The sequence below is a fragment of the Citrobacter telavivensis genome (assembly GCF_041807075.1).
In the GTDB taxonomy this organism is placed as follows: Bacteria; Pseudomonadota; Gammaproteobacteria; order Enterobacterales; family Enterobacteriaceae; genus Citrobacter_A; species Citrobacter_A telavivensis.
The window spans coordinates 835961-862650 of record NZ_JBGUBF010000001.1 but is presented as its reverse complement, the minus strand read 5'-3'; the positions used below and the strand labels follow the sequence as shown (position 1 = coordinate 862650).

Sequence of the window (26690 nt, the reverse complement as noted above, 5' to 3'; positions counted from 1 at the left end):
GTCCGGCTTTTTTTTCGTCTTTCTCTTGCAGCGTCAGACACATTCAGTACTCTGTAGCAAAACCCACAATGGAACTGAATGATGGAACTGACGACTCGCACTTTACCTGCGCGTAAGCACATTGCACTGGTTGCGCACGATCACTGCAAAAAAATGTTGATGAGCTGGGTAGAACGCCACCAGCCGTTGCTGGAAAAGCACGTGCTCTACGCGACCGGGACAACCGGAAATCTCATTCAACGCGCAACGGGTATGGACGTTAACGCCATGCTGAGCGGCCCGATGGGCGGCGATCAGCAGGTTGGCGCGTTGATTTCTGAAGGGAAAATTGATGTGCTGATTTTCTTCTGGGATCCGCTTAACGCCGTTCCACACGACCCGGATGTGAAGGCGCTGCTCCGTCTGGCGACCGTCTGGAATATCCCCGTCGCCACTAACGTCGCCACTGCTGATTTCATCATCCAGTCGCCACACTTTAATGACGATGTCGATGTGCTCATCCCGGACTACCCGCGTTATCTGGCTGATCGTCTCAAGTAATCCCACGCAGGCGACATTCGTCGCCTGCTGCTTACGCTTTTCTCGCTACCGGAACATCCAGGTCTTTCAGATCCTCGACAAAGCGTGACGGATTCGCTTTGCTATACAGCAACCAGACCCGATGGCGGGCGCGGGTCAGGGCAACGTAAAGCAACCGTCGTTCTTCTGCATCCGGGAAATCTTCCACGACGGGCAGCAGCGCCTCTTCCATGATGGATTCACGCGCCGGCGCCGGAAAACCATCACTCCCTTCCTGTAACCCGACAATGATGACGTAATCCGCCTGTTGTCCCTTGCTGGCGTGGATGGTCATGAAATCAAGCTGCAACTTCGGCCAACGGGTTGTCGCCTTTTCGAGGCTGGCTGGTTTCAGGTGGTGATAACGGGCCAGCACCAGAATCCGCTCGTCGGCTTTCGCGTAACCGGAAAGCTTATCCAGCAACGCATCCAGTTGCGTTTCATCCAACAGTGTGACGGCTTTCTTGTCTCCCGTCGTCAGACTATTAAGCGGTTTCTTCAGTTGATGCGGGTTCTGTTGAATAAAGCGATTAGCGATTTCACCAATTCGCTTGTTGAAACGATAGGTGGTGTCGAGGTCACAACGGTCGCCGTCACCGAAGGTCTGATGAAACGCGGTCGTTAATGAAAGCTGCGCGCCGCTAAAACGGTAAATAGCCTGCCAGTCATCACCGACGGCAAACAGCGTGGTATGGCTGTTTTGCTTACGCAGCGCGGCCAGCAGCGCCGCACGCTGCGGGGAGATATCCTGAAATTCATCCACCAGAATATGCTTCCACGGACTGACAAAACGCCCTTTTTCCAGAATCACGATTGCCTGATGGATCAGACCGGAAAAATCGACGGCATTTTCCGCTTTCAGCGCGTTTTTCCAGGCCTTCAGCAAAGGTGCCATCAGCTTCACGCGCTTGCTGAACAGATCCCGAATCTCTTCCGGCGCGCTGGCGATCATCTCCGCCTGGGCTCCGCCATGCATGCGCATCAGACTCACCCACCTATCCAGCCGCGAGGCCAGACGACGCTGAAGTTTTTCATTGTCCCAGAAATTGCCTTCCGGCACCGTCCACTGCATCTCCTCTTCCAGCCACTGCCGCCAGCCCTTCGCCTGCGCTTTTTTCTCGCTGCATTGCTGACGCCAGGTACTGATAAACAGTTTATTTCGCGCGGTGGTGTCGTTCTCAAGCTTACTGATGGTCGGAACTTTTTTGCTGCCCTGCTGGATGATATGCAGCGCCAGGGCATGGAACGTCCGCGCCGTTATCTCCTCGGTATGCAGCCGCTCGCGAATACGCTCGTCCATCTCCTGCGCCGCCTTTCGGCCAAAAGCCAGTAGCAGGATCTGTTCTGCGGCCGCTTCGCCCCGCGCCAGCAGCCAGCCCGCACGCGCCACCAGCACCGACGTTTTGCCACTCCCTGCCCCTGCCAGCACCAGCAAAGAATGTTCGCCGTTGACGACCGCTCTGGCCTGAGCCGGATTGAGCGGCGACGATTCCACCTGCTGGAAGAAATCAGCGTATTCCGTCAACATCGTTTCGGTATATGCCTGGTTATGCTGCAGGCGACACGCTTCGATATCTTTCAGCCACGCCTGGCACTGCCGCAACGCATCGCGACAGTTATCAAACTCTTCCAGCCGATTAACCGGCAGCGGCAGTGCGGCAAACGCCCGCAGGATCTGCTGCTGTAATCCCGTCGTCTGCTCGCGCGTCAGCCAGGCATTCTGCCCGGTTCGCACGGCAATTAAATCCAGTTGTTCCTGCAATACACCGGCCGCAACTTCACTCATCTCCTGGCTCCACTGCTGCCAGCGGGTATTCAGATGATGATGGAAACGCTGGGTTTCAGCCCACTCGGTGCCATGCAGTCGCACCACTTTTTCATCCGGCAGCACGAATTCAAGTTCGCCCCACACCAGCCCGCGCTTACAGTGAATCGCCAGTAACTGATTGAAGGGTATGAGATATTCATGGCGATCGCCCGACACTTTAATGCCAGCATTGAGGATCACCGCCCTGTCGTAGGGGTGTTGTGCCAGACGTTTTCCAATAGATGTTGCTTTAAGTTCCATGACTCAGCCGATCCAGACAAAGCGTATTTCTTCTCAGTGTAACCGCCAGAGAATACGTGCTCCAGCCCAAAAAAACGTTACAATTGCCAGGAATCATAGAAAACCAGAATCAACCGAGGGTCTATGCGTACCGTTCTGAATATTTTGAATTTTGTGCTGGGGGGTTTTGCCACCACACTGTCCTGGTTCCTGGCGACGCTGGTCAGTATTGTGCTGATCTTCACCCTGCCGCTCACCCGTTCGTGCTGGGAAATCACCAAACTGTCGCTGCTGCCTTACGGAAATGAAGCGGTCCATGTCGATGAACTGGATCCGGCGGGAAAAAACGTGCTGATGAATACCGGCGGGACACTGCTAAATATTTTCTGGCTGATCTTCTTCGGCTGGTGGCTGTGCCTGATGCACATCGCCGCTGGTATCACCCAGTGCATCACGATCATTGGTATTCCGGTTGGCATTGCGAACTTTAAAATTGCCGCGATTGCGCTGTGGCCCGTGGGACGTCGCGTCGTCTCTGTGGAAGTCGCACGGGCGGCACGTGAAGCGAACGCCCGCCGCCGTTTTGAGTCACCAGGACGCTAAGTCAGTATGTTAAGTCCCCTGCTTCGTCGCTATACCTGGAACAGCACCTGGCTGTATTACGTGCGAATTTTTATCGCTCTCTGCGGAACCACCGCGCTGCCCTGGTGGCTGGGCGATGTCAAACTGACCATCCCCCTGACGCTGGGAATGGTGGCGGCGGCGTTGACCGATCTGGACGATCGGCTCGCGGGCCGTCTGCGAAACCTTATCATCACGCTCATCTGCTTTTTTATCGCCTCCGCCTCGGTCGAGTTGTTGTTTCCCTACCCGTGGCTGTTCTCCATCGGACTGACTATCTCCACCAGCGGTTTTATCCTGCTCGGCGGTCTGGGTCAGCGCTACGCAACGATTGCCTTCGGCGCGCTGCTGATCGCGATTTACACTATGCTCGGCGCGTCTCTGTACGCCCAATGGTATCAGCAACCGCTTCTGCTGCTGGCAGGTGCAATCTGGTATAACGGATTAACGCTTACCGGCCATCTGCTGTTCCCCATTCGTCCCCTGCAGGACAATCTGGCGCGCAGCTATGAACAACTGGCACACTTTCTGGAGCTAAAATCGCGTCTTTTTGACCCGGATATTGAAGACGAAAGCCAGGCGCCGCTTTATGATTTAGCACTGGCCAATGGCCAACTGATGGCGACGCTGAATCAGACAAAAGTGTCCTTGCTGACCCGGTTGCGCGGCGACCGGGGACAACGCGGCACGCGGCGTACTCTGCATTATTACTTTGTGGCGCAGGATATTCATGAACGCGCCAGTTCCTCGCATATTCAATACCAGACGCTGCGCGACCATTTTCGTCACAGCGACGTGATGTTCCGCTTTCAACGTCTGATGTCGATGCAGGGGCAGGCCTGTCTGCAACTGTCACGCTCGATTTTGCTACGCGTCCCCTACCAGCACGATCCACATTTTGAACGCGCTTTCACGCATCTTGATGCAGCGCTTGAGCGGATGCGGACAAACGGTGCCTCCGCCGATCTGCTGAAAACGCTGGGATTCTTACTGGCTAATTTGCGCGCTATCGACGCGCAGCTGGCTACGATTGAATCCGAGCAAGCTCAGGCCATGTCGCGCAATGAATCAGAAAGCCAGCTTGCCGATGACAGTCCGCACGGGCTCAGCGATATCTGGCTGCGGCTGAGCCGCAACTTCACCCCGGAATCCGCGCTGTTTCGGCATGCGGTCAGGATGTCTCTGGTCCTGTGCGTCGGCTATGCGATCATTCAGATAACCGGTATGCATCACGGTTACTGGATCCTGCTGACCAGCCTGTTTGTTTGCCAGCCTAATTACAACGCCACGCGACACCGTCTGGCGTTGAGGATCATCGGGACGCTGGTCGGGGTCGCGATTGGTATCCCGATTTTATGGTTCGTTCCGTCACTGGAAGGCCAGCTCATTCTCCTGGTGATCACCGGCGTCCTGTTCTTTGCCTTTCGCAACGTCCAGTATGCCCATGCGACCATGTTTATTACGCTGCTGGTCCTGCTGTGCTTCAATTTGCTCGGCGAAGGGTTTGAAGTCGCCCTCCCCCGAGTGATTGATACGCTCATCGGCTGCGCCATTGCCTGGGCGGCGGTAAGTTTCATCTGGCCTGACTGGCGTTTTCGTAATCTCCCGCGGGTGATGAAAAGAGCAACCGACGCCAACTGTCGCTATCTGGACGCCATTCTGGAACAGTACCATCAGGGACGCGACAATCGACTGGCATACCGCATTGCTCGCCGCGATGCCCATAACCGCGACGCAGAGCTGGCCTCCGTAGTGTCGAACATGTCCAGCGAACCCGATGTGACGGCACAGACGCGTGAGGCAGCGTTCCGTTTGCTCTGTCTCAACCACACATTCACCAGCTATATCTCCGCATTAGGGGCGCATCGTGAGCAACTTACCAACCCCGACGTGCTTGCATTACTGGACGATGCGGTCTGTTACGTCGATGATGCGCTACATCATCTCCCGGCCGACGAAGAGCGCGTGCAACAAGCGCTGGCTGAACTGAAACAGCGCATCCAGCATCTTGAGCCGCGCCCGGACAGCAAAGAACCATTGGTGATTCAGCAGGTCGGTTTGCTGGTGGCCCTGCTGCCGGAAATGGGTCGACTACAGCGACAAATCACTCAATCTTCTCCGGAAACATCGACACCGGCGAAAGCGACTTAACCCACAAAGCAAGCTCCTGGCGGCGTATCGCCGGGAGCGCAGCTTCATGAATGCCATAAATGGCGCCTTCAAGATTAAACAGAACCTTGTCGGTAATGGACTTATTAATCTGTCGAAGCCGCAGCCAGCACATTTTGGCCCCCAGCATTCGCAGGGTGGCGACGTCGTAGATCCCCGCTTCATTCAGTAAACTTTCCAGATGAAAAGTCATATTGGGGAGATCCTTAAGCCGCTGCTGTGAACAACGGGTCAACTTCTCCTGCAACGCGGCATCCAGTGAAAACTTCGATAACTGGATCAACTGCTGCTGGTCGCGCCACAAACTGTCATCAACCTGATAATAGTTGAGCATGACCGGACGTCCGCGTTTGAGAAATGTCAGCCAGACAGGGGAATGTTGCACGCAATACTGTACGCTTTGCTCACAGGCACGAAGATAAAGCTCACCATTCGCGACCATCGCAAAGACGGTATTCTTGATAGTCAGACTGTAGCTGCCGAACAGTGAACGGAAATGAATCCTCCCCAGAGAAGATAAATATTCCTGTGATTTATAGATCCTGTCATAGGAGTGTACTTTCATAAAATTCCCTGTTAAATCATAAACTAAAAGAATGATTTGTCGTCACGGATCCGTTACAGACGAAAATAGGCAACTTATTCTCAGGGGGCAAGTTGTATTTCGTTTTTACCGCAACCATGAATAAAAAATGCGAGTCTGTTTCCGAAAATAAAGTTGATCTTTCACGACATCAGGGTTACTGTACATCCATACAGTAACTCACAGGGCTGGATTGATTATGTACACTTCAGGCTACGCAAATCGTTCTCCGTCATTCTCTTCCACATCGAACACGATGGCGCGCGTCTCTTCTGAGAAAGTGTCCACCGGGCTTATCAGCGAAGTGGTCTATCGTGAAGACCAGCCCATGATGACGCAGTTACTGCTGTTACCGCTTCTTCAGCAGTTAGGTCAACAATCGCGCTGGCAGCTCTGGCTGACGCCGCAGCAAAAACTGAGCCGTGAATGGGTTCAGTCTGCCGGCCTTCCGCTGACCAAAGTGATGCAAATTAACCAGCTTTCCCCCTGCGATACGCTGGAATCGATGATTCGCGCATTACGCACGGGCAATTACAGCGTGGTGATCGGCTGGCTGACAGAAGAATTAACAGATGAAGAACATGCTGAATTGGTCAGGGCGGCGGATGAGGGAAACGCGATGGGATTTATCATGCGTCCCGTGAATGCTCAGACTCATGCCACGAGACAGCAAACCGGGCTAAAAATTCACTCGAATTTGTATCATTGAGTGAAATTAGGATTTATCCTGGAATTTTTTTTGCCCCCGAGACCTTCGCATTGAGGACTAACGTTTTTTTTCGGTGAACGCTTGGCGGACGCGGTTCCCGCGAAATCGGGGGGAAGATTTTGATGCACGAAATGTTAAATATTATGTATACAAGCTTTTTTTTTTCATATGCCTGACAGAGTTCACACTTGTAAGTTTTCAACTACGTTGTAGACTTTACATCGCCAGGGGTGCTCGGCATAAGCCGCAGATATCGGTAGAGTAACTATTGAGCTAGTCCCCCGGTGAAGGATTTAACCGTGTTATCTCGTTGGAGATATTCATGGCGTATTTTGGATGATAACGAGGCGCAAAAAATGAAAAAGACAGCTATCGCGATTGCAGTGGCACTGGCTGGTTTCGCTACCGTGGCGCAGGCCGCTCCGAAAGATAACACCTGGTACACTGGTGCTAAACTGGGTTGGTCCCAGTACCATGACACTGGTTTCATCGACAACAACGGTCCGACCCATGAAAACCAACTGGGTGCCGGTGCGTTCGGTGGTTACCAGGTTAACCCGTATGTTGGCTTTGAAATGGGTTACGACTGGTTAGGTCGTATGCCGTACAAAGGTGACAACATCAACGGTGCTTACAAAGCTCAGGGCGTTCAGTTGACCGCTAAACTGGGTTACCCAATCACTGACGATCTGGACATCTACACTCGTCTGGGTGGTATGGTATGGCGTGCAGACACCAAGTCTAACGTACCTGGTGGCGCATCTACCAAAGATCACGACACTGGCGTATCCCCAGTATTCGCAGGTGGTGTTGAGTACGCAATTACTCCTGAAATCGCTACCCGTCTGGAATACCAGTGGACCAACAACATCGGTGACGCTAACACCATCGGTACTCGTCCAGACAACGGTCTGCTGAGCGTAGGTGTTTCTTACCGTTTCGGTCAGCAGGAACAAGCTGCTCCGATCGTAGCTCCGGCTCCGGCTCCGGCTCCAGAAGTACAGACCAAACACTTCACCCTGAAGTCTGACGTTCTGTTCAACTTCAACAAAGCCACTCTGAAACCAGAAGGCCAGCAGGCTCTGGATCAGATGTACAGCCAGCTGAGCAACCTGGATCCGAAAGACGGTTCCGTAGTGGTTCTGGGCTTCACTGACCGCATCGGTTCTGACGCTTACAACCAGGGTCTGTCTGAGAAACGTGCTCAGTCTGTTGTTGATTACCTGATCTCTAAAGGTATCCCGGCTGACAAAATCTCCGCACGTGGTATGGGCGAATCCAACCCGGTTACTGGCAACACCTGTGACAACGTGAAAGCTCGCGCTGCACTGATCGACTGCCTGGCCCCGGATCGTCGCGTTGAGATCGAAGTTAAAGGCGTCAAAGACGTTGTAACTCAGCCGCAGGCTTAAGTTTCCGTCTAATAAAAAACCCCGCGCTGCGGGGTTTTTTTTTCGTCTGTTATCGACAGGATGGTTGTAACGTCGCGGACTACTCTTTGCCCAACAACGCCTGCAGGTCCTGCTTCAGTGAAGACATCTTGTTGGCATACTTCTCTTTATTCTCTGCATCTTCAATTAGCTGCACCACGGTCTCTGATAACGTCTTACCGCGCCGCTGCGCCAGTCCGGCCAGTCGCTGCCAGACGATAAACTCCAGATCGATAGATTTCTTTCGCGTGTGCTGATGCTCGGCATTGAAATGACGTTTACGCCGCGCACGTATCGTCTGCTTCATGCGGTTTTGCAGCGCAGGATTCATATGTTCATCAATCCAGAGATTGACCCGCACCGGTTCATTTTCCAGCGTAAGCAACAAATCCACGGCTTCCTGGGCAGCACTGGCCTCCACATAACGGGTAATTAATTCCCCTTCGCGGTGCTTCTTCACCAGGTACTTCCACTTCCAACCGCTTTCAAGATTCTCAAGTTGTTGATATTTCATGGCGATCTCAATGTTACCGTGTCACTCCTATCAGAATATCAGCTTTTTCAGCATCTGAAGAAAAGAATCTTCAGGCTGTGAGCCACTCTGCACGCTCCTGCGCGTTTAGCGTCGCTTTCCACGTGTGAAGCGCGGACGGTTACGCTATAATCGCGTCTTTTACAACAGACTATAAAACATCAACTTTGACCATTACGAAACTTGCATGGCGTGATCTTGTCCCTGATACCGACAGTTATCAGGAGATTTTTGCACAGCCACATGTCACTGAAGAAAACGACACATTACTGAGTGATACTCAACCACGCTTACAATTTGCCCTGGAGCAATTGTTACAACCCAGAGCCACATCCCCTTTCATGCTGGCCAAAGCGCCTGAAGAGCTTGAGTATCTTAATCTTCTGGCCGATGCCGCACGTGCCTTACAGCACGACACCGGTCGCCTGACTGGAGGTCACTACGAGGTTTCGGGCCACACGATTCACTATCGTGACGCTGAGCGGGCTGAAGACAATTTTGCCACCTTATCACAGGTGGTGATTGCCGACTGGGTTGAGGCAGAACAGCTGTTTGGCTGCCTGCGTCAATTCAATGGCGACATCACGCTGCAGCCCGGACTGGTTCACCAGGCCAATGGCGGCGTGCTGGTTATCTCCCTGCGCACCCTGCTTGCACAACCGCTGCTGTGGATGCGCCTGAAGGCCATTGTCAGCCGCGAACGCTTTGACTGGGTAGCCTTTGATGAGTCCCGCCCGCTGCCGGTCTCCGTGCCGTCTATGCCGCTTAAACTGAAGGTGCTGTTAGTTGGTGAGCGCGAGTCGCTGGCGGATTTCCAGGAAATGGAACCTGAACTGGCCGAGCAGGCTATTTATAGCGAATTCGAAGATAACATGCAGATCGTGGATGCAGAATCCATGACGCAGTGGTGTCAGTGGGTGACGTGGACTGCGAAACGTAATCAGTTACCTTACCCGGCGCCCGATGCCTGGGAAGTACTGGTTCGCGAAGCAGTGCGTTATACCGGCGAACAGGATACGTTACCGCTCAATCCGCTGTGGATCATCAGGCAGTTCACGGAAGTCGCGCCGCTGTGCGAAAGTGAAACCTGCACGGGTGAACAGCTCAGCCTGATGCTTGCCCAGAGAGAGTGGCGCGAAGGATTCCTGGCCGAACGCATGCAGGATGAGATCCTCCAGGAACAGATCCTGATCGAAACAGAGGGTGAGCGCGTTGGTCAGATCAACGCCCTGTCGGTGATTGAATTTCCCGGCCACCCGCGCGCCTTCGGTGAACCTTCACGTATCAGTTGCGTCGTGCACATTGGCGATGGTGAGTTCACGGATATTGAGCGGAAAGCCGAACTTGGCGGTAATATTCATGCTAAGGGAATGATGATCATGCAGGCGTTCCTGATGTCGGAACTCCAGCTCGAGCAACAACTCCCCTTCTCGGCCTCGCTGACGTTTGAACAGTCCTACAGTGAAGTTGATGGCGACAGCGCTTCCATGGCAGAACTGTGCGCACTAATAAGCGCGCTGTCCGATGTGCCAGTTAATCAGAGCATCGCCATTACCGGTTCGGTCGACCAGTTCGGTCGCGCTCAGCCCGTTGGCGGTTTAAATGAAAAAATTGAAGGCTTCTTCACGATTTGCCAACAGCGCGAACTGACGGGTAAGCAAGGGGTCATCATCCCCTCTTCCAACGTCAGGCATCTTAGCCTGCAACCCGCGCTGCTACAGGCCGTTGAAGAAGAGAAGTTCACTATCTGGGCGGTAGATGACGTTACCGACGCGCTGCCGCTGCTGTTAAATCTGCTGTGGGATGGTGAAGGCCAGACAACGTTGATGCAGACTATCCAGGAGCGTATCGCCCAGGCGACGCAACAGGAAGGACGTCACCGTTTTCCGTGGCCGCTGCGTTGGCTGAACGGGATTCTTCCGAACTGATCGGACTTGTTCAGCGTACACGTGTTAGCTATCCTGCGTGCTTCAATAAAATAAGGCTTACAGAGAACATGGTAGATAAACGCGAATCCTATACAAAAGAAGACCTTCTTGCCTCTGGTCGCGGTGAGCTGTTTGGTGCGAAAGGCCCGCAGTTGCCTGCACCGAGCATGCTGATGATGGACCGTGTCGTCAAGATGACCGAAACGGGCGGTAACTTCGACAAAGGTTATGTTGAGGCAGAGCTGGATATCAATCCGGATCTTTGGTTCTTCGGATGCCACTTCATTGGCGATCCCGTCATGCCGGGTTGCCTGGGGCTGGACGCAATGTGGCAGTTGGTTGGATTCTACCTCGGCTGGCTCGGCGGTGAAGGCAAAGGCCGTGCACTGGGCGTAGGCGAAGTGAAGTTCACCGGTCAGGTACTGCCTACTGCCAGGAAAGTGACCTATCGTATCCACTTCAAGCGTATCGTGAATCGCCGCCTGATCATGGGCCTGGCGGATGGCGAAGTGCTGGTGGATGGGCGTCTGATCTATACCGCAAACGATCTGAAAGTGGGTCTGTTCCAGGACACCTCTGCATTCTGATGCCTGACCCGGTAAAGAGCCAGTGTGCCGTTTATCACAGGTTATAAAAGGCGAAACCTCCGCACTGCGGAGGTTTCTTTTTTAAAGAGACAGAATCAGGCCATTACCACCCTGTCAGCCATGGCTTCTCGCCAGCCTCCCAGCCAATACGATCTCTGATTCAGCGTCTGATAGGGACACATTTCTTTCGAACGTCCGGCAATACCGGCCTGATAACCACGTTGATGTGCCCGTTCCAGGCGATCTCGTTTTTGTCTCTTCATGCCTCGTTTCCCTCATACTTATATCTGGTGGAAAAGATAACAGTGATTACGAAGTGTGCAATCACACTAAACGAATACCGCGAATCCCCTGTTCCGTCAATGTACAAAATTCACACGGGTGTCATATTTGTGAGCTAGCGAAAAACTCAGTTGTACAAAAAATGTGAGCCGGAACAAGTTCCTGGGTCATCCTGCCGGTAAAAAAAAACCGCCCCAAACACGCGGTCTGAGACGGTTTTATTTACAAAAATTTAAACTATGGAATGCGCTTCAGCTCCTGGGCGATCGCCGCAGCTTCCTGGTTCCAGACGGTTGCCAGCACTTTCACCATCTCATCGTAACCATCCTGCGTCTGAATGGCTTCAATGTGGAACGGACGCTTGATGAGACGTCCCTGGTGGTTAAGCAGCCACTCACCGCTGACCACCACCTTACCATCATAACGACCGTGGAAGCCGGTTACCGTTACGTTGAGCGTATCCTGCACGCTGCCCAAAGGTTGAGAGGCCACTACCCAACCTGGCAGTTGCGTACTCAGATTGGCAACCAGCGTATTACGCAATTGCTGATCCAGCGGGCTGGCCCACAAATTGTTATTGGCGATCGCGTACTTCACATCGCTGGTCTGATAGACCACGCCATTGCCAGCCAGATAATCTGGCACCGCAACCTGCTCGACCCACAGCAGACGGTTGCCCTGGTTTGCGGTACTTTGCACGCCCCCTTGCGCAACAGGGAGCTGATAATAGCTTTTATTCTCTCCACTGGAGCTGCACGACGTCAGCCAGAACGCCATCGCCACCACTAGCCACTTTTTCATTGTTTCGCCCTCTTCGGCTCTGGATCTTTCTTGTCCTTCGCTTCAAACACCAGCGCGTTGCTCTTCTCATTCAGCGTTTTCAGCACCGGCTGTAGCTCGCGGAGTACCTGATCAAGACGTTGCATATCGGCCACCATCTTGTTGTAGGCTGCGGAGCCCGGCTGGAAGCCCTGCATGCTGCGGTTCAGTTCACGTAACGTGTTCTGCATATCCGCCGGCAACTGTTGCATCGACTGACTGGAGGTAATCTTGTTCATGTTATCCAGCGTCGTTTGCAGATGTTTCATCGTGCGCTGGCTTTCACTCAACGTATTGGTAGCCTGCTCAATCATCGGGTTCAACGGCAGATTGTTGATCTTATCCAGCGCTTCCATCAGTCTCTGCTGAATTTGCGCCAGACCTCCGCTCACCGTCGGGATGATCTGATAACCGTTAAACTCGCGGATACCGGTAAGCGGTGGCTCTTTCGGATAGAAGTCCAGATCGACATACAGCGCCCCGGTCACCAGGTTCCCGGTTTTCAGCGAGCCGCGTAAGCCCCGTTTCAGCAGTTCGGCCAGATGTGCACCCACGTCCGTATCTTCACCAAGCTGTGCTTTCAGCCGCTCAGGTTCAATGCGCACCAGCACCGGAATGCGGTAATCGTTGTTAAATACCTGGCGCATATTCGGCGCAAAGAACGGCACTTTACTCACCGTCCCCAGACGAATACCGCGGAACTCCAGCGGCGCGCCCGGTTGCAGACCCCGGATCGAATCTTTGAAGAACATCAGGTAATCGATGTGTTCGGTGAACAGCGAATCCTGAATACTTTTCGGATCGTCATACAGGCTGAAGGCGGCCTTCTCGGCAACCGGCTGACCCTGTTCAAGCCCTTCAGGCACGTCAAAGCTGACGCCCCCGCCAAACAACGTTGTCAGCGATCCCATCTCTACCCGCATCCCGGCAGAAGTCAGATCGACCGCAATCCCGCTGTCTTTCCAGAAACGGACGTTGCTGGTGACCAGACGATCGTTTGGCGCATTGATGAACAGTTGATAGCTGATGCTGCGTTTTTGCGGATCAAAAGTGCTGGTTTCTACCGATCCGACGCGATAGCCACGGAACAGAACCGGATCGCCCGGACTCAGTTGCCCGGCTTTTTTGCTGTCGAGCACCACGCGGATCCCTTTGGCATCCGGCGGCGCCAGCGGCGGCGAATCCAGCAGCTCATACTTTTCCAGTCTGTTGCCTTTATTACCCGGTTGCAGTTCGATGTAGGCGCCAGAAAGCAGCGTGCCTAAGCCGCTGATCCCTTCGCGTCCAACCTGCGGCTTCACCACCCAGAACACGGAGTCTTTGTGCAGCAGTTTTTCCATACCGGCATTCAGGCGCGCTTTGATTTCAACGTGCGTCAGGTCGTCGGTCAGCGTGGCGCTTTCGACCACGCCCACGTCAACGCTGCGGCTTTTAATGGTGGTTTTTCCGCCCTCAATGCCCTCGGCATTAGTGGTAATCAGGGTCACTTCCGGTCCCTGATGGCTGTAGTGATAGAACAGAACCCATGCCCCAATGAGCGCAGTGACGATGGGAAAAATCCACACGGGAGACCAGTTTTTTACCTTCTGGATTTTGGCTTCCCCACTTTTAGATTCCATGTTGTCAGGACTCCTCATGGTCTGGTTCTGGTTCACGATCCCACGACAGACGCGGATCAAATGTCATCGCAGAAAACATTGTCATAATGACGACTAAAGCAAACATCAATGCACCCATTGCTGGATAAATATTCATCAAACCTCCCATGCGCACCAGCGCAGAGAGCACGGCGATAACAAACACATCAATCATTGACCAGCGACCAACGAACTCCACCACTTCGTAAATCAAATGCATTCGTTCACTGTCACGCTTGCCGTGCCCTTTGGCGTCCCAGCATAGCCAGGCAATCGCGATCATTTTTAGCGTCGGCACCATGATACTGGCGATAAAGATGACCGCCGCTACCGGGTAAGAACCTTCGCTCCAGATTAAAACCACCCCCTCAATAATGGTGGAAGGCAGTTTTGACCCCAGGAGATCCGTTATCATGATCGGCAGAATATTGGCCGGCAGATACAGCATGATAGACGTGAACAGTAACGCCAGCGTCCATTGCAGACTGTTTCTGCGCCGCACATAGCCTTTCGTCTCACAGCGCGGGCAAAGATTTTCTTCCGCCGGAAGGATCGCCGTGCAGCAGGAGCAAGAGCGTAATCCCTGACGGATGCCGGGAACGCCAGGCGTTAAGGGCTGCTTAATTTTAGGCATGGGGGCAATATCATCCCACAGCCAGCGACGGTCGACGCACTGAAACGCGCGCAGTTGCAGAATGCAGAAGAAGCACCATGGGATAAAGCTACTGCCGACGCCGATATCGCCGTACGCCATCAGTTTAACGAAACTCACCAGTACGCCAGCGAGGAAAATCTCCGCCATCCCCCAACTCTTCAACTGAAATAAAACTCGCGCCAGTTGGGCTTTGAGCCGACCGGGCATTTGCACCCGATTCACCAACAGCAGGATGGTTAACAGGCAAAAAGCAGGAACCAGTTGAACAAAGAGTAAAAAGAAGGTGCCGAGACTGGCGTAATTTTCCGAAAAGAGAACGCCGGGGATTTCCATCAGGGTCACTTCACTGCTCACCCCTGCGACATTCATATTCACAAAGGGGAACAGATTCGATAAGAGCAACATAAACAGCGCGGCTAACGCGTACGCGGTGGGACGCTGTCTCGGTGCGTCCCACATAATCGTCAATGTTGTGCCACATCTCGGACATGCCGCTTTCTGACCATGCTCAAGGTGGGGCAATGCCACCAGCATGTCACACTGCGAGCACAGAATGTGCTTTGCGGCATGATGATGTTCGCACATGGTGTGCTCCTTAATTATGCGCCATTCTTTAACGCTTCAAGATACTCCCAGCGCTCAAAGGCCTGCTCAAGTTCTTGTTCTGCTTTTGCCAGATCGGCCAAAACCTGCTGCGTCTGCTCATGTGGCTGGCTGAAAAAGGCGGCATCGGCAACCTGCGCCTGCAATGCATCCAGTTTCGCTTCCAGCGCTTCCAGCATCTGCGGTAGCTGTTCCAGCTCGCGCTGCAGTTTATAGCTTAGTTTGCTACTGCCGCGTTTTACAATTTCTGCTTTCGGGGCAACAACTTCCTCAGTTTTTTTCGCCGCTGGCTGTTTAAACGCCAGATGCTGTTCCTGTTGGCCACGCGCATCGTGATAACCGCCGACATAACGACCAATCTTCCCGTTGCCTTCAAAAATCCAGCACTCGGTCACCGTATTGTCGACAAACTGACGATCGTGGCTTACCAGTAACACGGTACCCTGATAACCATCAATCAGCTCTTCCAGCAACTCCAGCGTTTCGACGTCGAGATCGTTGGTTGGTTCATCGAGAATCAACAGATTGCTGGGTTTCAGAAAAAGACGCGCCAGCAGCAGACGGTTACGCTCACCGCCAGACAACGCACGCACCGGGGTCATCGCCCGTTTAGGATGGAACAGGAAGTCCTGCAGATAGCCGAGCACATGGCGCGGTTTACCGTTAACCATCACCTCCTGCTTGCCTTCCGCGAGGTTGTCCATCACCGTCTTGTCTGGATCCAGCTCGGCGCGGTGCTGATCGAAATAGGCCACTTCCAGTTTCGTACCGACGTGGATACGACCGCTGTCCGGCGGCAACTGGCCTAACATCAGCTTCAACAGCGTGGTTTTACCACAGCCGTTAGGGCCGATCAGCGCAATTTTATCGCTGCGCTGTACCTGAGCAGAAAAGTCTTTCACCAGCTGTTTGCCATCGACCTGGTAATCCACGTTCTCCATTTCGAAGACTATCTTACCGGAACGGGTGGCCTCTTCGACCTGCATCTTCGCCGTACCCATCACTTCGCGGCGTTCGCTGCGTTCACGGCGCATCGCTTTCAACGCCCGCACGCGACCTTCATTACGGGTACGACGGGCTTTGATGCCCTGACGGATCCACACCTCTTCCTGCGCCAGCTTGCGATCGAACTCGGCATTCTGAAGGTCTTCCACACGCAGCGCTTCTTCTTTCTCGACCAGGTACTGATCGTAATTCCCTGGATAGGTCACCAGCTTGCCACGATCGAGATCGACAATACGGGTAGCCATATTGCGAATAAAAGAACGGTCGTGGGAGATAAAAATGATCGTCCCATTGAACGATTTCAGGAATCCTTCCAGCCAGTCAATGGTTTCAATATCGAGGTGGTTGGTCGGTTCATCCAACAGCAGAACGCGCGGATTACTGACCAGCGCACGCCCCAGCGCTGCTTTACGCAGCCAGCCGCCGGACAGTGACGACAGCGCCGCGTTAGGATCCAGCCCTAACTGCGCCAGCACTTCGTTGATGCGGTTTTCCAGTTGCCACAAATTGTGGTGATCGAGCTGTTCCTGCACCTTCGCCAGATCATTCAGGTTTTTGTCGCTCGGATCGGTCATCACCAGGCGTGAAATGTCGTGGTAACGCTTAAGGTATTCTGCCTGTTCTTCAATCCCTTCCGCCACAAAATCGTAAACGGTGCCTTCCACGTTACGCGGTGGATCCTGCTGCAAGCGCGCAACGATCAGATCCTGCTCATAAATAATACGCCCATCGTCCAGACCCTGTTCACGATTAAGGATCTTCATCAACGTGGATTTTCCGGCGCCGTTACGGCCCACCAGACAGACGCGTTCGTTATCTTCGATATGCAGTTCTGCGTTATCGAGAAGCGGCGCGTCGCTGAACGACAGCCATGCGCCATGCATACTGATTAATGACATTTATTTATCCTTTCAGGCGGCGGTAATCAGCCAGCAGTTGTGGATTTGACGGTTACGGGCAAAGTCCTGGGAAAGCGTTTTTTGGGTGATTTCTTGTGCTTTCAGTCCCAGCGCCGCCAGACCGTCAAGATCCATACGGAATCCGCGTTTATTGTTGGAGAACATGATCGTGCCGCCTTTACGCAGCAGACGTTTCAGATCTTTCATCAGCGCCAGATGATCGCGCTGGACATCAAAGGCGTCCTCCATGCGTTTCGAGTTGGAGAACGTCGGGGGATCGATAAAAATCAGATCAAACTGTTCATTGGCTTCACGCAGCCAGGCCAGGCAGTCGGCCTGGATAAGCCGATGCGCACGTCCGCTGAGGCCATTCAGACGCAGGTTACGCTCCGCCCACTCAAGATAGGTACGCGACATGTCGACCGTCGTGGTGCTACGCGCACCGCCTAAACCTGCGTGCACGCTGGCGCTGCCGGTGTAGGAGAACAGGTTGAGGAAGTCTTTTCCGTTGCTCATCTGTCCCAGCATCCGTCGTGCAATACGGTGATCGAGGAACAGCCCGGTATCCAGGTAATCGGTCAGGTTCACCCACAGGCGAGCGTTGTATTCGCCCACCTCAATGAATTCCCCCTTCTCGTTCATCTTCTGATACTGGTTTTTCCCTTTCTGTCGTTCACGGGTTTTCAGCACCAGTTTGTTCGGCGCAATCTCCAGCACCGACAGCGTGGCCGCGATGATGTCAAACAGTCGCTGACGCGCTTTCTGTGCATCGATGGTTTTCGGCGGGGCGTACTCCTGAATCACCACCCAGTCAGCGTAACGATCTACCGCAACGTTGTATTCCGGCAGGTCGGCATCGTAGAGACGGTAACATTCAATGCCTTCCTGACGCGCCCATTTTTCCAGCTTCTTGATGTTCTTGCGCAGGCGGTTGGCGTAGTCTTCCGCCACCGTCGCCGGTTTGCTGTCCGGCGTGCTTTCCGCCACATGGTAGTTTTTCTGCACGCAGTCCAGCGGACCGTTTTTCGCTTTGAATTGCTTATCAGCACGCAGTTGCAGGCTGCTCAGCAGATCCGGTGAGGCGCTGAACAGAGAGAGGTTCCAGCCGCCGAACTGGTTCTTCATGGTGCGTCCCAGCAGGCTGTGCAGCGCAATCAGCGCCGGCTCGCTGTCCAGACGCTCGCCATAGGGCGGGTTACTGATCACTGTCCCGTAAGGACCTTTCGGCAGCGGATTGCTCAGTTTCGCCACGTCTTTCACTTCGAAGGTGATCAGCTCGCCAATCCCCGCACGGCGGGCGTTACTGCGCGCGCGTTCAATCACGCGGGCATCACTGTCAGAACCATAAAAATGCGAAGTGTATTCAGCCAGACCTTTGCGGGCGCGGGTTTGCGCTTCCGCCTTTACGTCCTGCCAGAGAGCGTCGTCATGCTGGGCCCAGCCGCTAAATCCCCAGCGGCCACGGTGTAAGCCAGGCGCGCGATCGGTCGCCCACATGGCCGCTTCAATCAGCAGCGTGCCCGAACCACACATCGGGTCGAGCAGCGGCGTACCGGGTTTCCAGCCAGAGCGCATGACAATCGCCGCCGCCAGTGTCTCTTTGATAGGTGCCAGACCGGTGCGATCGCGATAGCCGCGCAGATGCAGGCCATCGCCGCTTAAATCCAGCGCAATGCTGGCCGTGTCTTTATTCAGCCAGACGTTGACGCGAATATCTGGCGATTCGCGATCGACATTCGGGCGCGGCAGATTTTTGCGCGTGAAAGCATCGACAATCGCATCTTTGACTTTCATCGCGCCGTACTGGCTGTTACGAATGGTGTCATTCAGTCCGCTGAAGTGGACAGCAAAGGTCGCTCCAGGAGTAAACATCGCCGTCCAGTCGATCGCCTGCACGCCGAGATAAAGGTCTAAGTCACTGTAAACTTTGCACTCACCCAACGGTAAAATAATGCGCGAGGCCAGGCGACTCCACATCAGGCTCTGGTAGACAAGCCGGGTGTCGCCCTGGAAATGGACCCCACCCTGAACCACCTGACACTCCACGGCGCCGAGGCTTTCCAGTTCAGTTTTTAACAGCTCTTCCAGCCCACGGGCCGTACTGGCAAACAAAGAATTCATAGCGTCACTTATACTCGAAGAAAATTGCTGCGCATTATAGCTAATATGGGCGCTATGTCATAAAGTTGAGGGCTTATTTCTTTCGAGGGACTGTACAGTGTTGACGTTATCCAGACTTTTTATCCATCCCGTCAAATCAATGCGCGGCATTGGGTTGACCCACGCTCTGGCAGACGTCAGCGGTCTGGCTTTCGATCGTATTTTTATGCTAACCGAAGCTGATGGCACCTTCATTACCGCTCGTCAGTTTCCGCAAATGGTGCGCTTTACCCCTTCTCCTCTGCATGACGGCCTGCATTTAACCGCGCCTGACGGCAGCAGCGCGCTGGTGCGGTTTGCTGATTTCGCCACCCAGGATGCGCCAACGGAAGTGTGGGGTAACCATTTCACCGCGCGAATCGCCCCAGATGCTATCAACCAGTGGCTAAGTGGCTTCTTTTCGCGCAGCGTGCAACTCCGTTGGGTGGGGCCGCAGCTGACCCGCCGGGTCAAACGCCACGCGGGCGTGCCGCTCTCCTTTGCCGACGGATTTCCGTACCTGCTGGTGAATGACGCCTCGCTGCGCGATTTACAGCAGCGCTGTCCGGCAGGTGTGCAGGTTGAACAGTTTCGCCCGAACATCGTGGTATCCGGAGCAACCGCATGGGAAGAAGACAGCTGGAAAGTGATCCGCATTGGCGAGGTCATTTTTGATGTAGCGAAGCCGTGCAGCCGCTGTATTTTTACCACGGTCAGTCCGGAAAAAGGGCAAAAGCATCCCTCCGGCGAACCGCTGGCGACGCTGCAAACTTTCCGTACCGCACCGGATAATGGCGATGTCGATTTCGGGCTGAATCTGATAGCCCGTAACAGCGGGGTGATTCGCGTCGGCGACGATGTTGAAATTTTAGCAACTGGCCCGGCCCGGGTATACGGCGCTGCTGCTCAGGATGACGCCGTTGACGCCGTGCAACAGCCTGATACCAGCGTCACCATCGACTGGCAGGGACAGGCGTTTCAGGGGAACAATCAACAGGTACTGCTTGAGCAACTGGAAAACCAGGGGATCCGGGTTCCCTATTCGTGTCGGGCGGGAATATGCGGCTGCTGCCGTATCAAACTGCTGGAAGGTGAAGTAAACCCACTGAAAAAATCAGCGCTTGCTGATGACGGCACCATCCTCAGCTGTAGCTGCGTGCCAAAAACCGCGCTAAAACTGGCGCTCTAAACCGCCTGCTCCAGGCTGAAGCTGTGAGGACGGAACTGCGGCTTCAGCCGGTCATTCATGACTTTAATCGCATCACCAAGCTGCATGGTTCGTCCGGCCACGACCACGCCCGGTTGCGCCAGCAAACACAGGGCCGCATTCTCACCAGGCTCCACCACTAACAGATTAATTTGCTCCTGGGTGTCGCTCAGCCAGACGCAGGCCGCATCGCCGGTTCCTGGCGACCAGTTTTCGCCGTGCGCCACAAAGTGCCAGCTTTTCGGCATCTGTGGTTTCAGATAGCGAATGGCCACCAGTGCATTAAGTACCAGTTCTGCTTTCTGGTCTTTAGAGAGTTCAAGGTCGCGGCACTTTTCTTCAAAGGAGAAATACAGTGCGGCGTCATCAACGCAAAAACCGGACGGTGAGAATGCATCCGGGGTGAGCATTTTACGGGCAAAACGCGAGCGAAATAACATGCCATTGGCTAAATCGAGCATCATTCGGTCATGCTCTTCGTCATAATACCAACGCCAGTTATCGTCAGGTTTAATTCGCATTGTTTTCTCTCCCCTCTCCATCACCCGTTGCAAAATTGTCCTTTTTTGCCGCTTCGTTTATTACCTTAATAAGCAAAGCTTAAAATGTTTAAATAAGCAACAGTGAAAGAATATAAAACAACCAGGGGAGGAAATAAACCCCTGGTTGTCTGATATTCTGATAAAGAGAGAGAAAAAATCAAATATGGGTAACGATTTCTTTAATCAGCGGCGGGCCTTTAAAAATAAAACCAGAATAAATCTGAACCAGCGACGCCCCGGCCGCCATCTTCTCGCGCGCGGCAATCACAGAGTCGATACCGCCGACGCCAATAATAGGCAACTGACCTTTTAATTCCACAGACAGACGGCGGATAATTTCTGTGCTTTTTAATTGCAGCGGACGACCGCTTAAGCCACCCGTTTGATCGCAATTTTTCATTCCCTGAACCAGGGAACGATCGAGTGTAGTATTGGTGGCAATAACGCCATCGATATTATGCCGAACTAAACTATCGGCAACCTGGATCAGTTCTTCCTCCGAAAGATCCGGCGCGATCTTTACTGCGATCGGAACATATTTCTGGTGGATCGTTTGCAGATCGTTTTGTTTATTTTTAATCGCTGTCAGCAAATCATCCAGCGCGTCGCCATATTGCAGCGAGCGTAATCCTGGTGTATTTGGCGAGGAGATATTAATAGCAATATAACCGGCATAGGCATAGATTTTTTCCATACAAATCAGATAGTCATCTTTACCCTGCTCGACCGGCGTATCTTTATTTTTGCCGATATTAATCCCGAGCACGCCATCATAATGGGCCTTTTTAACGTTCTCCACCAGGTTATCAACGCCGTGGTTATTAAAACCCATGCGGTTGATCAAACCTTCGGCATCAACCAGACGGAACAGTCTTGGTTTATCGTTGCCAGGCTGCGGACGTGGGGTCACGGTGCCGATTTCGATCGAGCCAAATCCCATCGCGCCCAGGGCATCAATACACTCCCCGTCCTTGTCCAGACCGGCAGCCAGACCGAGCGGATTTTTAAAGGTTAATCCCATACAGGTGACCGGTTTTGCCGGGACTTTCTGGCGGATCAACGCTTCTAGCGGCGTTCCCGTCACACGACGTAATTGCTGAAATGTTAATTCATGAGCGCGCTCAGGATCGAGCTGGAAAAGGGCTTTACGAACGAAGGGGTAGTACATGAACTCTCCTGGATTCCCGGTGTGCAAACCGGGGGCGTATTATGGGTGATGTCGGTCAAAAAGGGAATTGACCTGTGGCAATAAAAAGCAAACGTTTCCCCTGCCACGTTCTTTTTATGCAATTTTCAGATTTTCTATTCCGCATAAATCATTTCGATTCCCGATCTCCCTCTGTCAGACTGCAAAAATTGTTATCAATGTTAAATAAAAGCGAACAATTAGTTATAAGGGGAGAATGCATCTATGCGCGTCATCACTTTGGCGGGAAGCCCACGCTTTCCCTCCCGATCCAGTGCGTTACTGGAATATGCCCGGGAAAAACTGAACGGTCAGGACGTCGAGGTTTACCACTGGAATCTGCACAACTTCGAACCTGAAGATCTGCTGTATGCCCGTTTCGACAGCCCGGCGTTGAAAACACTCGTTGAGCAACTAAAAGAAGCGGACGGTCTGATCGTTGCCACGCCGGTCTATAAGGCAGCCTACTCCGGAGCGCTGAAAACGCTGCTCGATCTGCTCCCGGAACGCGCGCTGGAGGGCAAGGTGGTTCTGCCGCTGGCGACGGGCGGCACCGTCGCTCACCTGCTCGCCGTTGATTATGCGCTGAAACCGGTGCTCAGCGCCCTGAAGGCCCAGGAGATTTTGCACGGCGTTTTTGCCGATGACTCCCAGGTGATCGATTATCAGCATAAGCCACATTTCACACCCAATTTGCAACTGCGTCTTGATAAGGCGCTGGAAACGTTCTGGCACGCTCTGCATCGCCGCGACGTCAGGGTTCCCGCCTTTAATACCGTGCGAGGTACGGCCCATGCGTAATATTCTTAAACCCCGTTCGGCGTGGCTGGCCTTCGCTGGGCTGCTGGCTTTTTCCGGGCTGACACAGGCGGCGGAGCCCTCTCCTGATGCCTTACGCATCGGCTATCAGAAAGGCAGCATCAGTATGGTTCTGGCAAAAAGCCATCAGTTACTGGAAACGCGTTATCCCGGAACCAAAATATCCTGGATTGAATTTCCCGCCGGGCCGCAGATGCTGGAAGCCCTGAACGTCGGCAGTATCGATCTGGGCAGCACCGGTGATATTCCCCCCATTTTTGCCCAGGCAGCCGGGGCTGATTTAGTTTACGTCGGCGTTGAACCGGCAAAACCGAAAGCAGAAGTGATTCTGGTGCCGGAAAACAGCCCGATCAAGACCGTAGCGGAACTGAAAGGTCATAAGGTGGCGTTCCAGAAAGGCTCCAGTTCGCACAACCTGCTGCTGCGTGCGCTGCAACAGGCCGGACTGAAATTTACCGATATCCAGCCTACCTACCTGACCCCTGCCGATGCCCGTGCGGCTTTCCAGCAGGGTAACGTCGATGCATGGGCCATCTGGGATCCCTACTATTCCGCTGCATTATTGCAGGGCGGCGTGCGCGTACTGAAAGACGGCACCGATCTGAAACAGACGGGATCGTTCTATCTCGCCGCGCGACCGTACGCCGAGAAAAACGGCGCATTTATTCAGGGCGTGCTGGAAACCTTCAGTCAGGCGGATGCGTTAACCCTCAGTCAGCGTCAGGAGAGTATTACCCTGCTGGCAAAAACGATGGGTCTGCCGGAACCGGTGATTGCCTCCTATCTCGATCATCGCCCACCAACCACCATTTCGCCGGTCAGCGCCTCTGTGGCCGCCCTGCAACAACAAACTGCGGATCTGTTTTACGACAACCGGCTGGTACCGAAAAAAATCGATATTCGCCAGCGCATCTGGCAGCCCACTCAACAGGAAGGAAAACAGTTATGAGCCTGAATATGTTCTGGTTTTTACCGACGCACGGTGACGGTCACTATCTGGGAACCGAAGAAGGCTCCCGCCCTGTGGATCAAGGCTATTTACAGCAGATTGCTCAGGCGGCGGATCGTCTGGGATTCACCGGCGTGCTGATCCCAACCGGACGATCCTGCGAAGATGCGTGGCTGGTCGCGGCATCTATGATCCCGGTGACCCAGCGACTCAAGTTCCTGGTGGCATTGCGTCCGAGCGTCACCTCGCCAACCGTTGCCGCACGTCAGGCCGCCACGCTCGACAGGCTCTCTAACGGTCGCGCGCTGTTTAACCTGGTCACCGGCAGCGATCCGCAGGAACTGGCGGGCGACGGTGTGTTTCTCGATCACAGCGAACGTTACGAGGCCTCCTCGGAGTTCACCCAGGTCTGGCGTCGTTTATTGCAGGGCGAAACTGTCGATTTCAACGGAAAGCACATCCACGTTCGCGGGGCGAAGCTGTTCTTCCCGCCGATCCAACAGCCTTATCCGCCACTTTACTTCGGCGGTTCTTCCGATGTTGCCCAGGATCTGGCCGCTGAGCAGGTCGATCTTTACCTCACCTGGGGCGAGCCGCCTGAACTGGTGAAAGAGAAGATCGCCCAGGTACGAGCCAAAGCCGCAGCGCGCGGGCGTAACGTCCGTTTTGGCATTCGCCTGCACGTCATCGTCCGTGAAACCAACGAGGAAGCATGGCGGGCAGCGGATCGGCTGATTGCTCACCTGGATGACGACACCATCGCAAAAGCACAGGCGGCTTTCGCCCGGACGGATTCCGTTGGTCAGCACCGAATGGCGGCGCTGCATAATGGTAAGCGCGACCAACTGGAGATAAGCCCAAATCTGTGGGCCGGTGTGGGTCTGGTGCGTGGAGGCGCCGGAACCGCGCTGGTTGGTGACGGTCCGACGGTAGCGGCGCGCATCAATGAGTATGCGGCGCTGGGCATCGACAGCTTCGTGCTTTCAGGTTATCCGCATCTGGAAGAGGCGTACAGGGTCGGCGAACTGCTGTTCCCGCATCTGGACGTCGCAATCCCGGAAATCCCGCAGCCGCAACGCCGACATCAGCAGGGTGAGGCGGTAGCGAATGAATTTATCCCGCGCAAGGTTGCGCAGAGCTAAGGAGAATCGCGATGGCAACGCCAATACAAAGGGGGTTATTGCGCGTTGCCCCCTGGTTTTTACCGGTGGGCATCGTCGCCGTCTGGCAACTGGCTTCCTCCGTAGGCTGGCTCTCCGGGCGCATTTTACCCTCGCCGGAAGGGGTGATCGCCGCCTTCTGGACGCTCTCTGCCAGCGGTGAACTCTGGCAGCATCTGGCCATCAGCTCCTGGCGCGCGCTGATCGGCTTCTCGATCGGCGGTTCAATTGGCCTGACGCTGGGGCTGATCAGCGGCTTATCGCGTTGGGGAGAACGTCTGCTGGACACGTCAATTCAGATGCTGCGTAACGTTCCGCATCTGGCGCTGATCCCGTTAGTTATTCTGTGGTTTGGCATTGATGAAACCGCGAAGATTTTCCTGGTGGCGCTGGGGACGCTCTTTCCCATCTACATCAACACCTGGCACGGGATCCGCAATATCGACAGAGGCCTGGTTGAGATGGCGCGCAGCTACGGATTATCCGGCTTTTCGCTGTTTCTCCATGTGATCCTGCCCGGTGCCCTGCCCTCGATTATGGTCGGCGTGCGCTTTGCGCTGGGGCTGATGTGGCTGACGCTTATCGTCGCGGAAACCATCTCGGCCAATTCCGGGATCGGTTATCTGGCGATGAACGCAAGGGAGTTTCTGCAAACGGATATTGTGGTTGTCGCCATTATTCTCTACGCCCTGCTTGGCAAACTGGCCGACGTCAGCGCTCAACTGCTGGAACGCGTCTGGCTGCGCTGGAACCCGGCTTATCATGTGAAGGAGGCCACCGTATGAATCCTGCCCGTCTGAACCAGGGTACGCCGCTCCTGCTGAATGCAGTGACGAAAAAGTATGCGGCTAACACCGTACTGAATCAGCTTGATCTGCATATTCCGGCAGGTCAGTTTGTTGCCGTCGTCGGTCGCAGCGGCGGGGGTAAAAGTACCCTTCTACGCCTGCTGGCGGGGCTGGAATCGCCGAATGCGGGTGAACTGCTGGCCGGTACCACGCCGCTTCGCGATATTCAGGACGATACCCGCATGATGTTTCAGGATGCCCGACTTCTCCCGTGGAAGTCGGTGATCGATAACGTGGGACTGGGGTTGAAGGGCAACTGGCGGGACGCTGCGCGTCAGGCGCTGGCGGCGGTTGGGCTGGAAGAACGAGCGACGGAATGGCCTGCGGCGCTTTCCGGTGGACAAAAGCAGCGTGTCGCCCTTGCGCGGGCGCTGATCCACCGACCGGGCCTGCTGTTGCTCGACGAACCGCTTGGCGCGCTGGATGCGTTAACGCGACTGGAGATGCAGGATCTCATTGTTTCGCTGTGGCAGGAGCATGGTTTCACCGTGCTGTTGGTGACGCATGACGTCAGCGAAGCCGTAGCGATGGCCGACCGTGTGTTGTTGATTGAGGATGGCAGGATTGGCCTGGATCTGACGGTCGACATTGCGCGACCGCGCCGGTTAGGATCGGTGCGTTTAGCGGAACTGGAAGCCGACGTGTTGAGCCGGGTTATGCAGCGTGGGGTAACAGAACAGCCAGCCCGTCGACATGGATAAGCATTCAGAACGTTCCAGGCCCGGTCGGCGAGCGCCACCGGGCCTTTTGCCGGATGGCGGCGTTACCGCCTAATC

General features: G+C 54.3%; 24 protein-coding genes. 13 read left to right on the top strand and 11 right to left on the bottom strand.

Annotation, left to right across the window (positions count from 1 at the left end):
• Positions 1-81: 81 nt before the first annotated feature.
• Positions 82-540, top strand: coding sequence for a methylglyoxal synthase (gene mgsA / locus ACERJC_RS04035; RefSeq protein WP_152406364.1), 459 nt, complete (start codon positions 82-84; stop codon positions 538-540).
• A 31-nt stretch (positions 541-571) separates the two neighbouring features.
• Here the strand turns inward: mgsA and helD are convergent, their stop codons facing one another.
• Entirely contained in the window at positions 572-2626 is a 2055-nt protein-coding gene (gene helD, locus ACERJC_RS04030; RefSeq protein WP_373671082.1) for a DNA helicase IV, read from the bottom strand.
• 123 nt (positions 2627-2749) lie between these two features.
• Here helD and ACERJC_RS04025 point away from each other — a divergent pair, with 123 nt between their 5' ends.
• Positions 2750-3208 carry a YccF domain-containing protein gene (locus ACERJC_RS04025; RefSeq protein ID WP_373671081.1) on the top strand — a complete coding sequence of 153 codons (459 nt, stop codon included), beginning with the start codon at positions 2750-2752 and terminating at the stop codon, positions 3206-3208.
• A 6-nt stretch (positions 3209-3214) separates the two neighbouring features.
• On the top strand, positions 3215-5377 hold the full coding sequence (gene yccS, locus ACERJC_RS04020) for a YccS family putative transporter (RefSeq protein WP_373671080.1): 2163 nt from the start codon (positions 3215-3217) through the stop codon (positions 5375-5377).
• Here yccS and ACERJC_RS04015 read toward each other — a convergent pair.
• On the bottom strand, positions 5331-5960 hold the full coding sequence (locus ACERJC_RS04015) for a TfoX/Sxy family DNA transformation protein (RefSeq protein WP_286633055.1): 630 nt from the start codon (positions 5958-5960) through the stop codon (positions 5331-5333). The genes yccS and ACERJC_RS04015 overlap by 47 nt on opposite strands.
• 217 nt (positions 5961-6177) lie before the next feature.
• Between ACERJC_RS04015 and sulA the strand changes: the two genes are divergently transcribed.
• Together sulA and ompA are read left to right on the top strand one after the other, a co-directional pair.
• A complete protein-coding gene (sulA, locus tag ACERJC_RS04010) occupies positions 6178-6687 on the top strand; it encodes an SOS-induced cell division inhibitor SulA (protein ID WP_373671079.1) in 510 nt (169 codons plus the stop codon).
• 356 nt (positions 6688-7043) lie between these two features.
• Positions 7044-8099: a porin OmpA gene (gene ompA, locus ACERJC_RS04005; RefSeq protein WP_286633053.1), complete on the top strand. Its 1056-nt coding sequence runs from the start codon at positions 7044-7046 to the stop codon at positions 8097-8099.
• A 79-nt stretch (positions 8100-8178) separates the two neighbouring features.
• Here ompA and matP read toward each other — a convergent pair whose 3' ends face one another.
• Entirely contained in the window at positions 8179-8631 is a 453-nt protein-coding gene (gene matP, locus ACERJC_RS04000; RefSeq protein ID WP_061077056.1) for a macrodomain Ter protein MatP, read from the bottom strand.
• A gap of 185 nt (positions 8632-8816) precedes the next feature.
• Between matP and ACERJC_RS03995 the strand changes: the two genes are divergently transcribed.
• Positions 8817-10577 (top strand): AAA family ATPase, encoded by a 1761-nt coding sequence (locus ACERJC_RS03995; protein ID WP_152405223.1) that lies wholly within the window; start codon positions 8817-8819, stop codon positions 10575-10577.
• Between the two features lie 68 nt (positions 10578-10645).
• Positions 10646-11164: a bifunctional 3-hydroxydecanoyl-ACP dehydratase/trans-2-decenoyl-ACP isomerase gene (gene fabA / locus ACERJC_RS03990; RefSeq protein WP_152405224.1), complete on the top strand. Its 519-nt coding sequence runs from the start codon at positions 10646-10648 to the stop codon at positions 11162-11164.
• Positions 11165-11259: 95 nt separating this feature from the next.
• On the opposite strand, the gene rmf is transcribed toward fabA, so the two are convergent.
• The 6 genes from rmf to rlmKL all read right to left on the bottom strand — a co-directional run bounded on the left by rmf (position 11260) and on the right by rlmKL (position 19185).
• Complete coding sequence (gene rmf, locus ACERJC_RS03985) at positions 11260-11427, bottom strand: ribosome modulation factor (protein WP_042320000.1); 168 nt, start codon at positions 11425-11427, stop codon at positions 11260-11262.
• A 256-nt stretch (positions 11428-11683) separates the two neighbouring features.
• Positions 11684-12247, bottom strand: a complete 564-nt coding sequence (pqiC, locus tag ACERJC_RS03980) for a membrane integrity-associated transporter subunit PqiC (RefSeq protein WP_373671078.1) — start codon at positions 12245-12247, stop codon at positions 11684-11686.
• Positions 12244-13884, bottom strand: a complete 1641-nt coding sequence (gene pqiB, locus ACERJC_RS03975) for an intermembrane transport protein PqiB (protein WP_286633050.1) — start codon at positions 13882-13884, stop codon at positions 12244-12246. Before pqiB ends, pqiC begins: the two co-directional genes overlap by 4 nt.
• Positions 13885-13888: 4 nt before the next feature.
• A complete protein-coding gene (gene pqiA / locus ACERJC_RS03970) occupies positions 13889-15142 on the bottom strand; it encodes a membrane integrity-associated transporter subunit PqiA (RefSeq protein WP_373671076.1) in 1254 nt (417 codons plus the stop codon).
• 14 nt (positions 15143-15156) lie between these two features.
• Positions 15157-17064 (bottom strand): ABC transporter ATP-binding protein, encoded by a 1908-nt coding sequence (locus ACERJC_RS03965; RefSeq protein ID WP_286633049.1) that lies wholly within the window; start codon positions 17062-17064, stop codon positions 15157-15159.
• Positions 17065-17076: 12 nt separating this feature from the next.
• Positions 17077-19185 (bottom strand): bifunctional 23S rRNA (guanine(2069)-N(7))-methyltransferase RlmK/23S rRNA (guanine(2445)-N(2))-methyltransferase RlmL, encoded by a 2109-nt coding sequence (rlmKL, locus tag ACERJC_RS03960; RefSeq protein WP_371895572.1) that lies wholly within the window; start codon positions 19183-19185, stop codon positions 17077-17079.
• Between the two features lie 97 nt (positions 19186-19282).
• On the opposite strand from rlmKL, the gene ACERJC_RS03955 reads away from it, so the two are divergent.
• Positions 19283-20392: a YcbX family protein gene (locus ACERJC_RS03955; RefSeq protein ID WP_373671075.1), complete on the top strand. Its 1110-nt coding sequence runs from the start codon at positions 19283-19285 to the stop codon at positions 20390-20392.
• Here ACERJC_RS03955 and zapC read toward each other — a convergent pair.
• Positions 20389-20931 (bottom strand): cell division protein ZapC, encoded by a 543-nt coding sequence (zapC, locus tag ACERJC_RS03950; RefSeq protein ID WP_373671074.1) that lies wholly within the window; start codon positions 20929-20931, stop codon positions 20389-20391. The two genes, ACERJC_RS03955 and zapC, sit on opposite strands and share 4 nt — an antisense overlap.
• Before the next feature lie 178 nt (positions 20932-21109).
• Positions 21110-22120 (bottom strand): quinone-dependent dihydroorotate dehydrogenase, encoded by a 1011-nt coding sequence (pyrD, locus tag ACERJC_RS03945; RefSeq protein ID WP_152405232.1) that lies wholly within the window; start codon positions 22118-22120, stop codon positions 21110-21112.
• 243 nt (positions 22121-22363) lie between these two features.
• Here pyrD and ssuE point away from each other — a divergent pair, with 243 nt between their 5' ends.
• The 5 genes from ssuE to ssuB are packed head-to-tail and all read left to right on the top strand — an operon-like array spanning position 22364 to position 26615.
• Complete coding sequence (gene ssuE / locus ACERJC_RS03940) at positions 22364-22939, top strand: NADPH-dependent FMN reductase (protein ID WP_178827521.1); 576 nt, start codon at positions 22364-22366, stop codon at positions 22937-22939.
• Positions 22932-23906, top strand: a complete 975-nt coding sequence (locus ACERJC_RS03935; RefSeq protein WP_373671073.1) for a sulfonate ABC transporter substrate-binding protein — start codon at positions 22932-22934, stop codon at positions 23904-23906. Before ssuE ends, ACERJC_RS03935 begins: the two co-directional genes overlap by 8 nt.
• Positions 23903-25048 carry an FMNH2-dependent alkanesulfonate monooxygenase gene (ssuD, locus tag ACERJC_RS03930; RefSeq protein ID WP_371895575.1) on the top strand — a complete coding sequence of 382 codons (1146 nt, stop codon included), beginning with the start codon at positions 23903-23905 and terminating at the stop codon, positions 25046-25048. Before ACERJC_RS03935 ends, ssuD begins: the two co-directional genes overlap by 4 nt.
• 11 nt (positions 25049-25059) lie before the next feature.
• Complete coding sequence (gene ssuC, locus ACERJC_RS03925; RefSeq protein ID WP_178827528.1) at positions 25060-25851, top strand: aliphatic sulfonate ABC transporter permease SsuC; 792 nt, start codon at positions 25060-25062, stop codon at positions 25849-25851.
• Positions 25848-26615 carry an aliphatic sulfonates ABC transporter ATP-binding protein gene (gene ssuB / locus ACERJC_RS03920; protein ID WP_152405237.1) on the top strand — a complete coding sequence of 256 codons (768 nt, stop codon included), beginning with the start codon at positions 25848-25850 and terminating at the stop codon, positions 26613-26615. Before ssuC ends, ssuB begins: the two co-directional genes overlap by 4 nt.
• Positions 26616-26690 lie beyond the last annotated feature (75 nt).

Bases quoted from the DNA above. Each gene is read 5' to 3' on its own strand.
- mgsA (WP_152406364.1), top strand. From the start codon at position 82: ATGGAACTGACGACTCGCACTTTACCTGCGCGTAAGCACATTGCACTG.
- helD (WP_373671082.1), bottom strand. From the start codon at position 2,626: ATGGAACTTAAAGCAACATCTATTGGAAAACGTCTGGCACAACACCCC.
- ACERJC_RS04025 (WP_373671081.1), top strand. From the start codon at position 2,750: ATGCGTACCGTTCTGAATATTTTGAATTTTGTGCTGGGGGGTTTTGCC.
- yccS (WP_373671080.1), top strand. From the start codon at position 3,215: ATGTTAAGTCCCCTGCTTCGTCGCTATACCTGGAACAGCACCTGGCTG.
- ACERJC_RS04015 (WP_286633055.1), bottom strand. From the start codon at position 5,960: ATGAAAGTACACTCCTATGACAGGATCTATAAATCACAGGAATATTTA.
- sulA (WP_373671079.1), top strand. From the start codon at position 6,178: ATGTACACTTCAGGCTACGCAAATCGTTCTCCGTCATTCTCTTCCACA.
- ompA (WP_286633053.1), top strand. From the start codon at position 7,044: ATGAAAAAGACAGCTATCGCGATTGCAGTGGCACTGGCTGGTTTCGCT.
- matP (WP_061077056.1), bottom strand. From the start codon at position 8,631: ATGAAATATCAACAACTTGAGAATCTTGAAAGCGGTTGGAAGTGGAAG.
- fabA (WP_152405224.1), top strand. From the start codon at position 10,646: ATGGTAGATAAACGCGAATCCTATACAAAAGAAGACCTTCTTGCCTCT.
- rmf (WP_042320000.1), bottom strand. From the start codon at position 11,427: ATGAAGAGACAAAAACGAGATCGCCTGGAACGGGCACATCAACGTGGT.
- pqiC (WP_373671078.1), bottom strand. From the start codon at position 12,247: ATGAAAAAGTGGCTAGTGGTGGCGATGGCGTTCTGGCTGACGTCGTGC.
- pqiB (WP_286633050.1), bottom strand. From the start codon at position 13,884: ATGGAATCTAAAAGTGGGGAAGCCAAAATCCAGAAGGTAAAAAACTGG.
- pqiA (WP_373671076.1), bottom strand. From the start codon at position 15,142: ATGTGCGAACATCATCATGCCGCAAAGCACATTCTGTGCTCGCAGTGT.
- ACERJC_RS03965 (WP_286633049.1), bottom strand. From the start codon at position 17,064: ATGTCATTAATCAGTATGCATGGCGCATGGCTGTCGTTCAGCGACGCG.
- rlmKL (WP_371895572.1), bottom strand. From the start codon at position 19,185: ATGAATTCTTTGTTTGCCAGTACGGCCCGTGGGCTGGAAGAGCTGTTA.
- zapC (WP_373671074.1), bottom strand. From the start codon at position 20,931: ATGCGAATTAAACCTGACGATAACTGGCGTTGGTATTATGACGAAGAG.
- pyrD (WP_152405232.1), bottom strand. From the start codon at position 22,120: ATGTACTACCCCTTCGTTCGTAAAGCCCTTTTCCAGCTCGATCCTGAG.
- ssuE (WP_178827521.1), top strand. From the start codon at position 22,364: ATGCGCGTCATCACTTTGGCGGGAAGCCCACGCTTTCCCTCCCGATCC.
- ACERJC_RS03935 (WP_373671073.1), top strand. From the start codon at position 22,932: ATGCGTAATATTCTTAAACCCCGTTCGGCGTGGCTGGCCTTCGCTGGG.
- ssuD (WP_371895575.1), top strand. From the start codon at position 23,903: ATGAGCCTGAATATGTTCTGGTTTTTACCGACGCACGGTGACGGTCAC.
- ssuC (WP_178827528.1), top strand. From the start codon at position 25,060: ATGGCAACGCCAATACAAAGGGGGTTATTGCGCGTTGCCCCCTGGTTT.
- ssuB (WP_152405237.1), top strand. From the start codon at position 25,848: ATGAATCCTGCCCGTCTGAACCAGGGTACGCCGCTCCTGCTGAATGCA.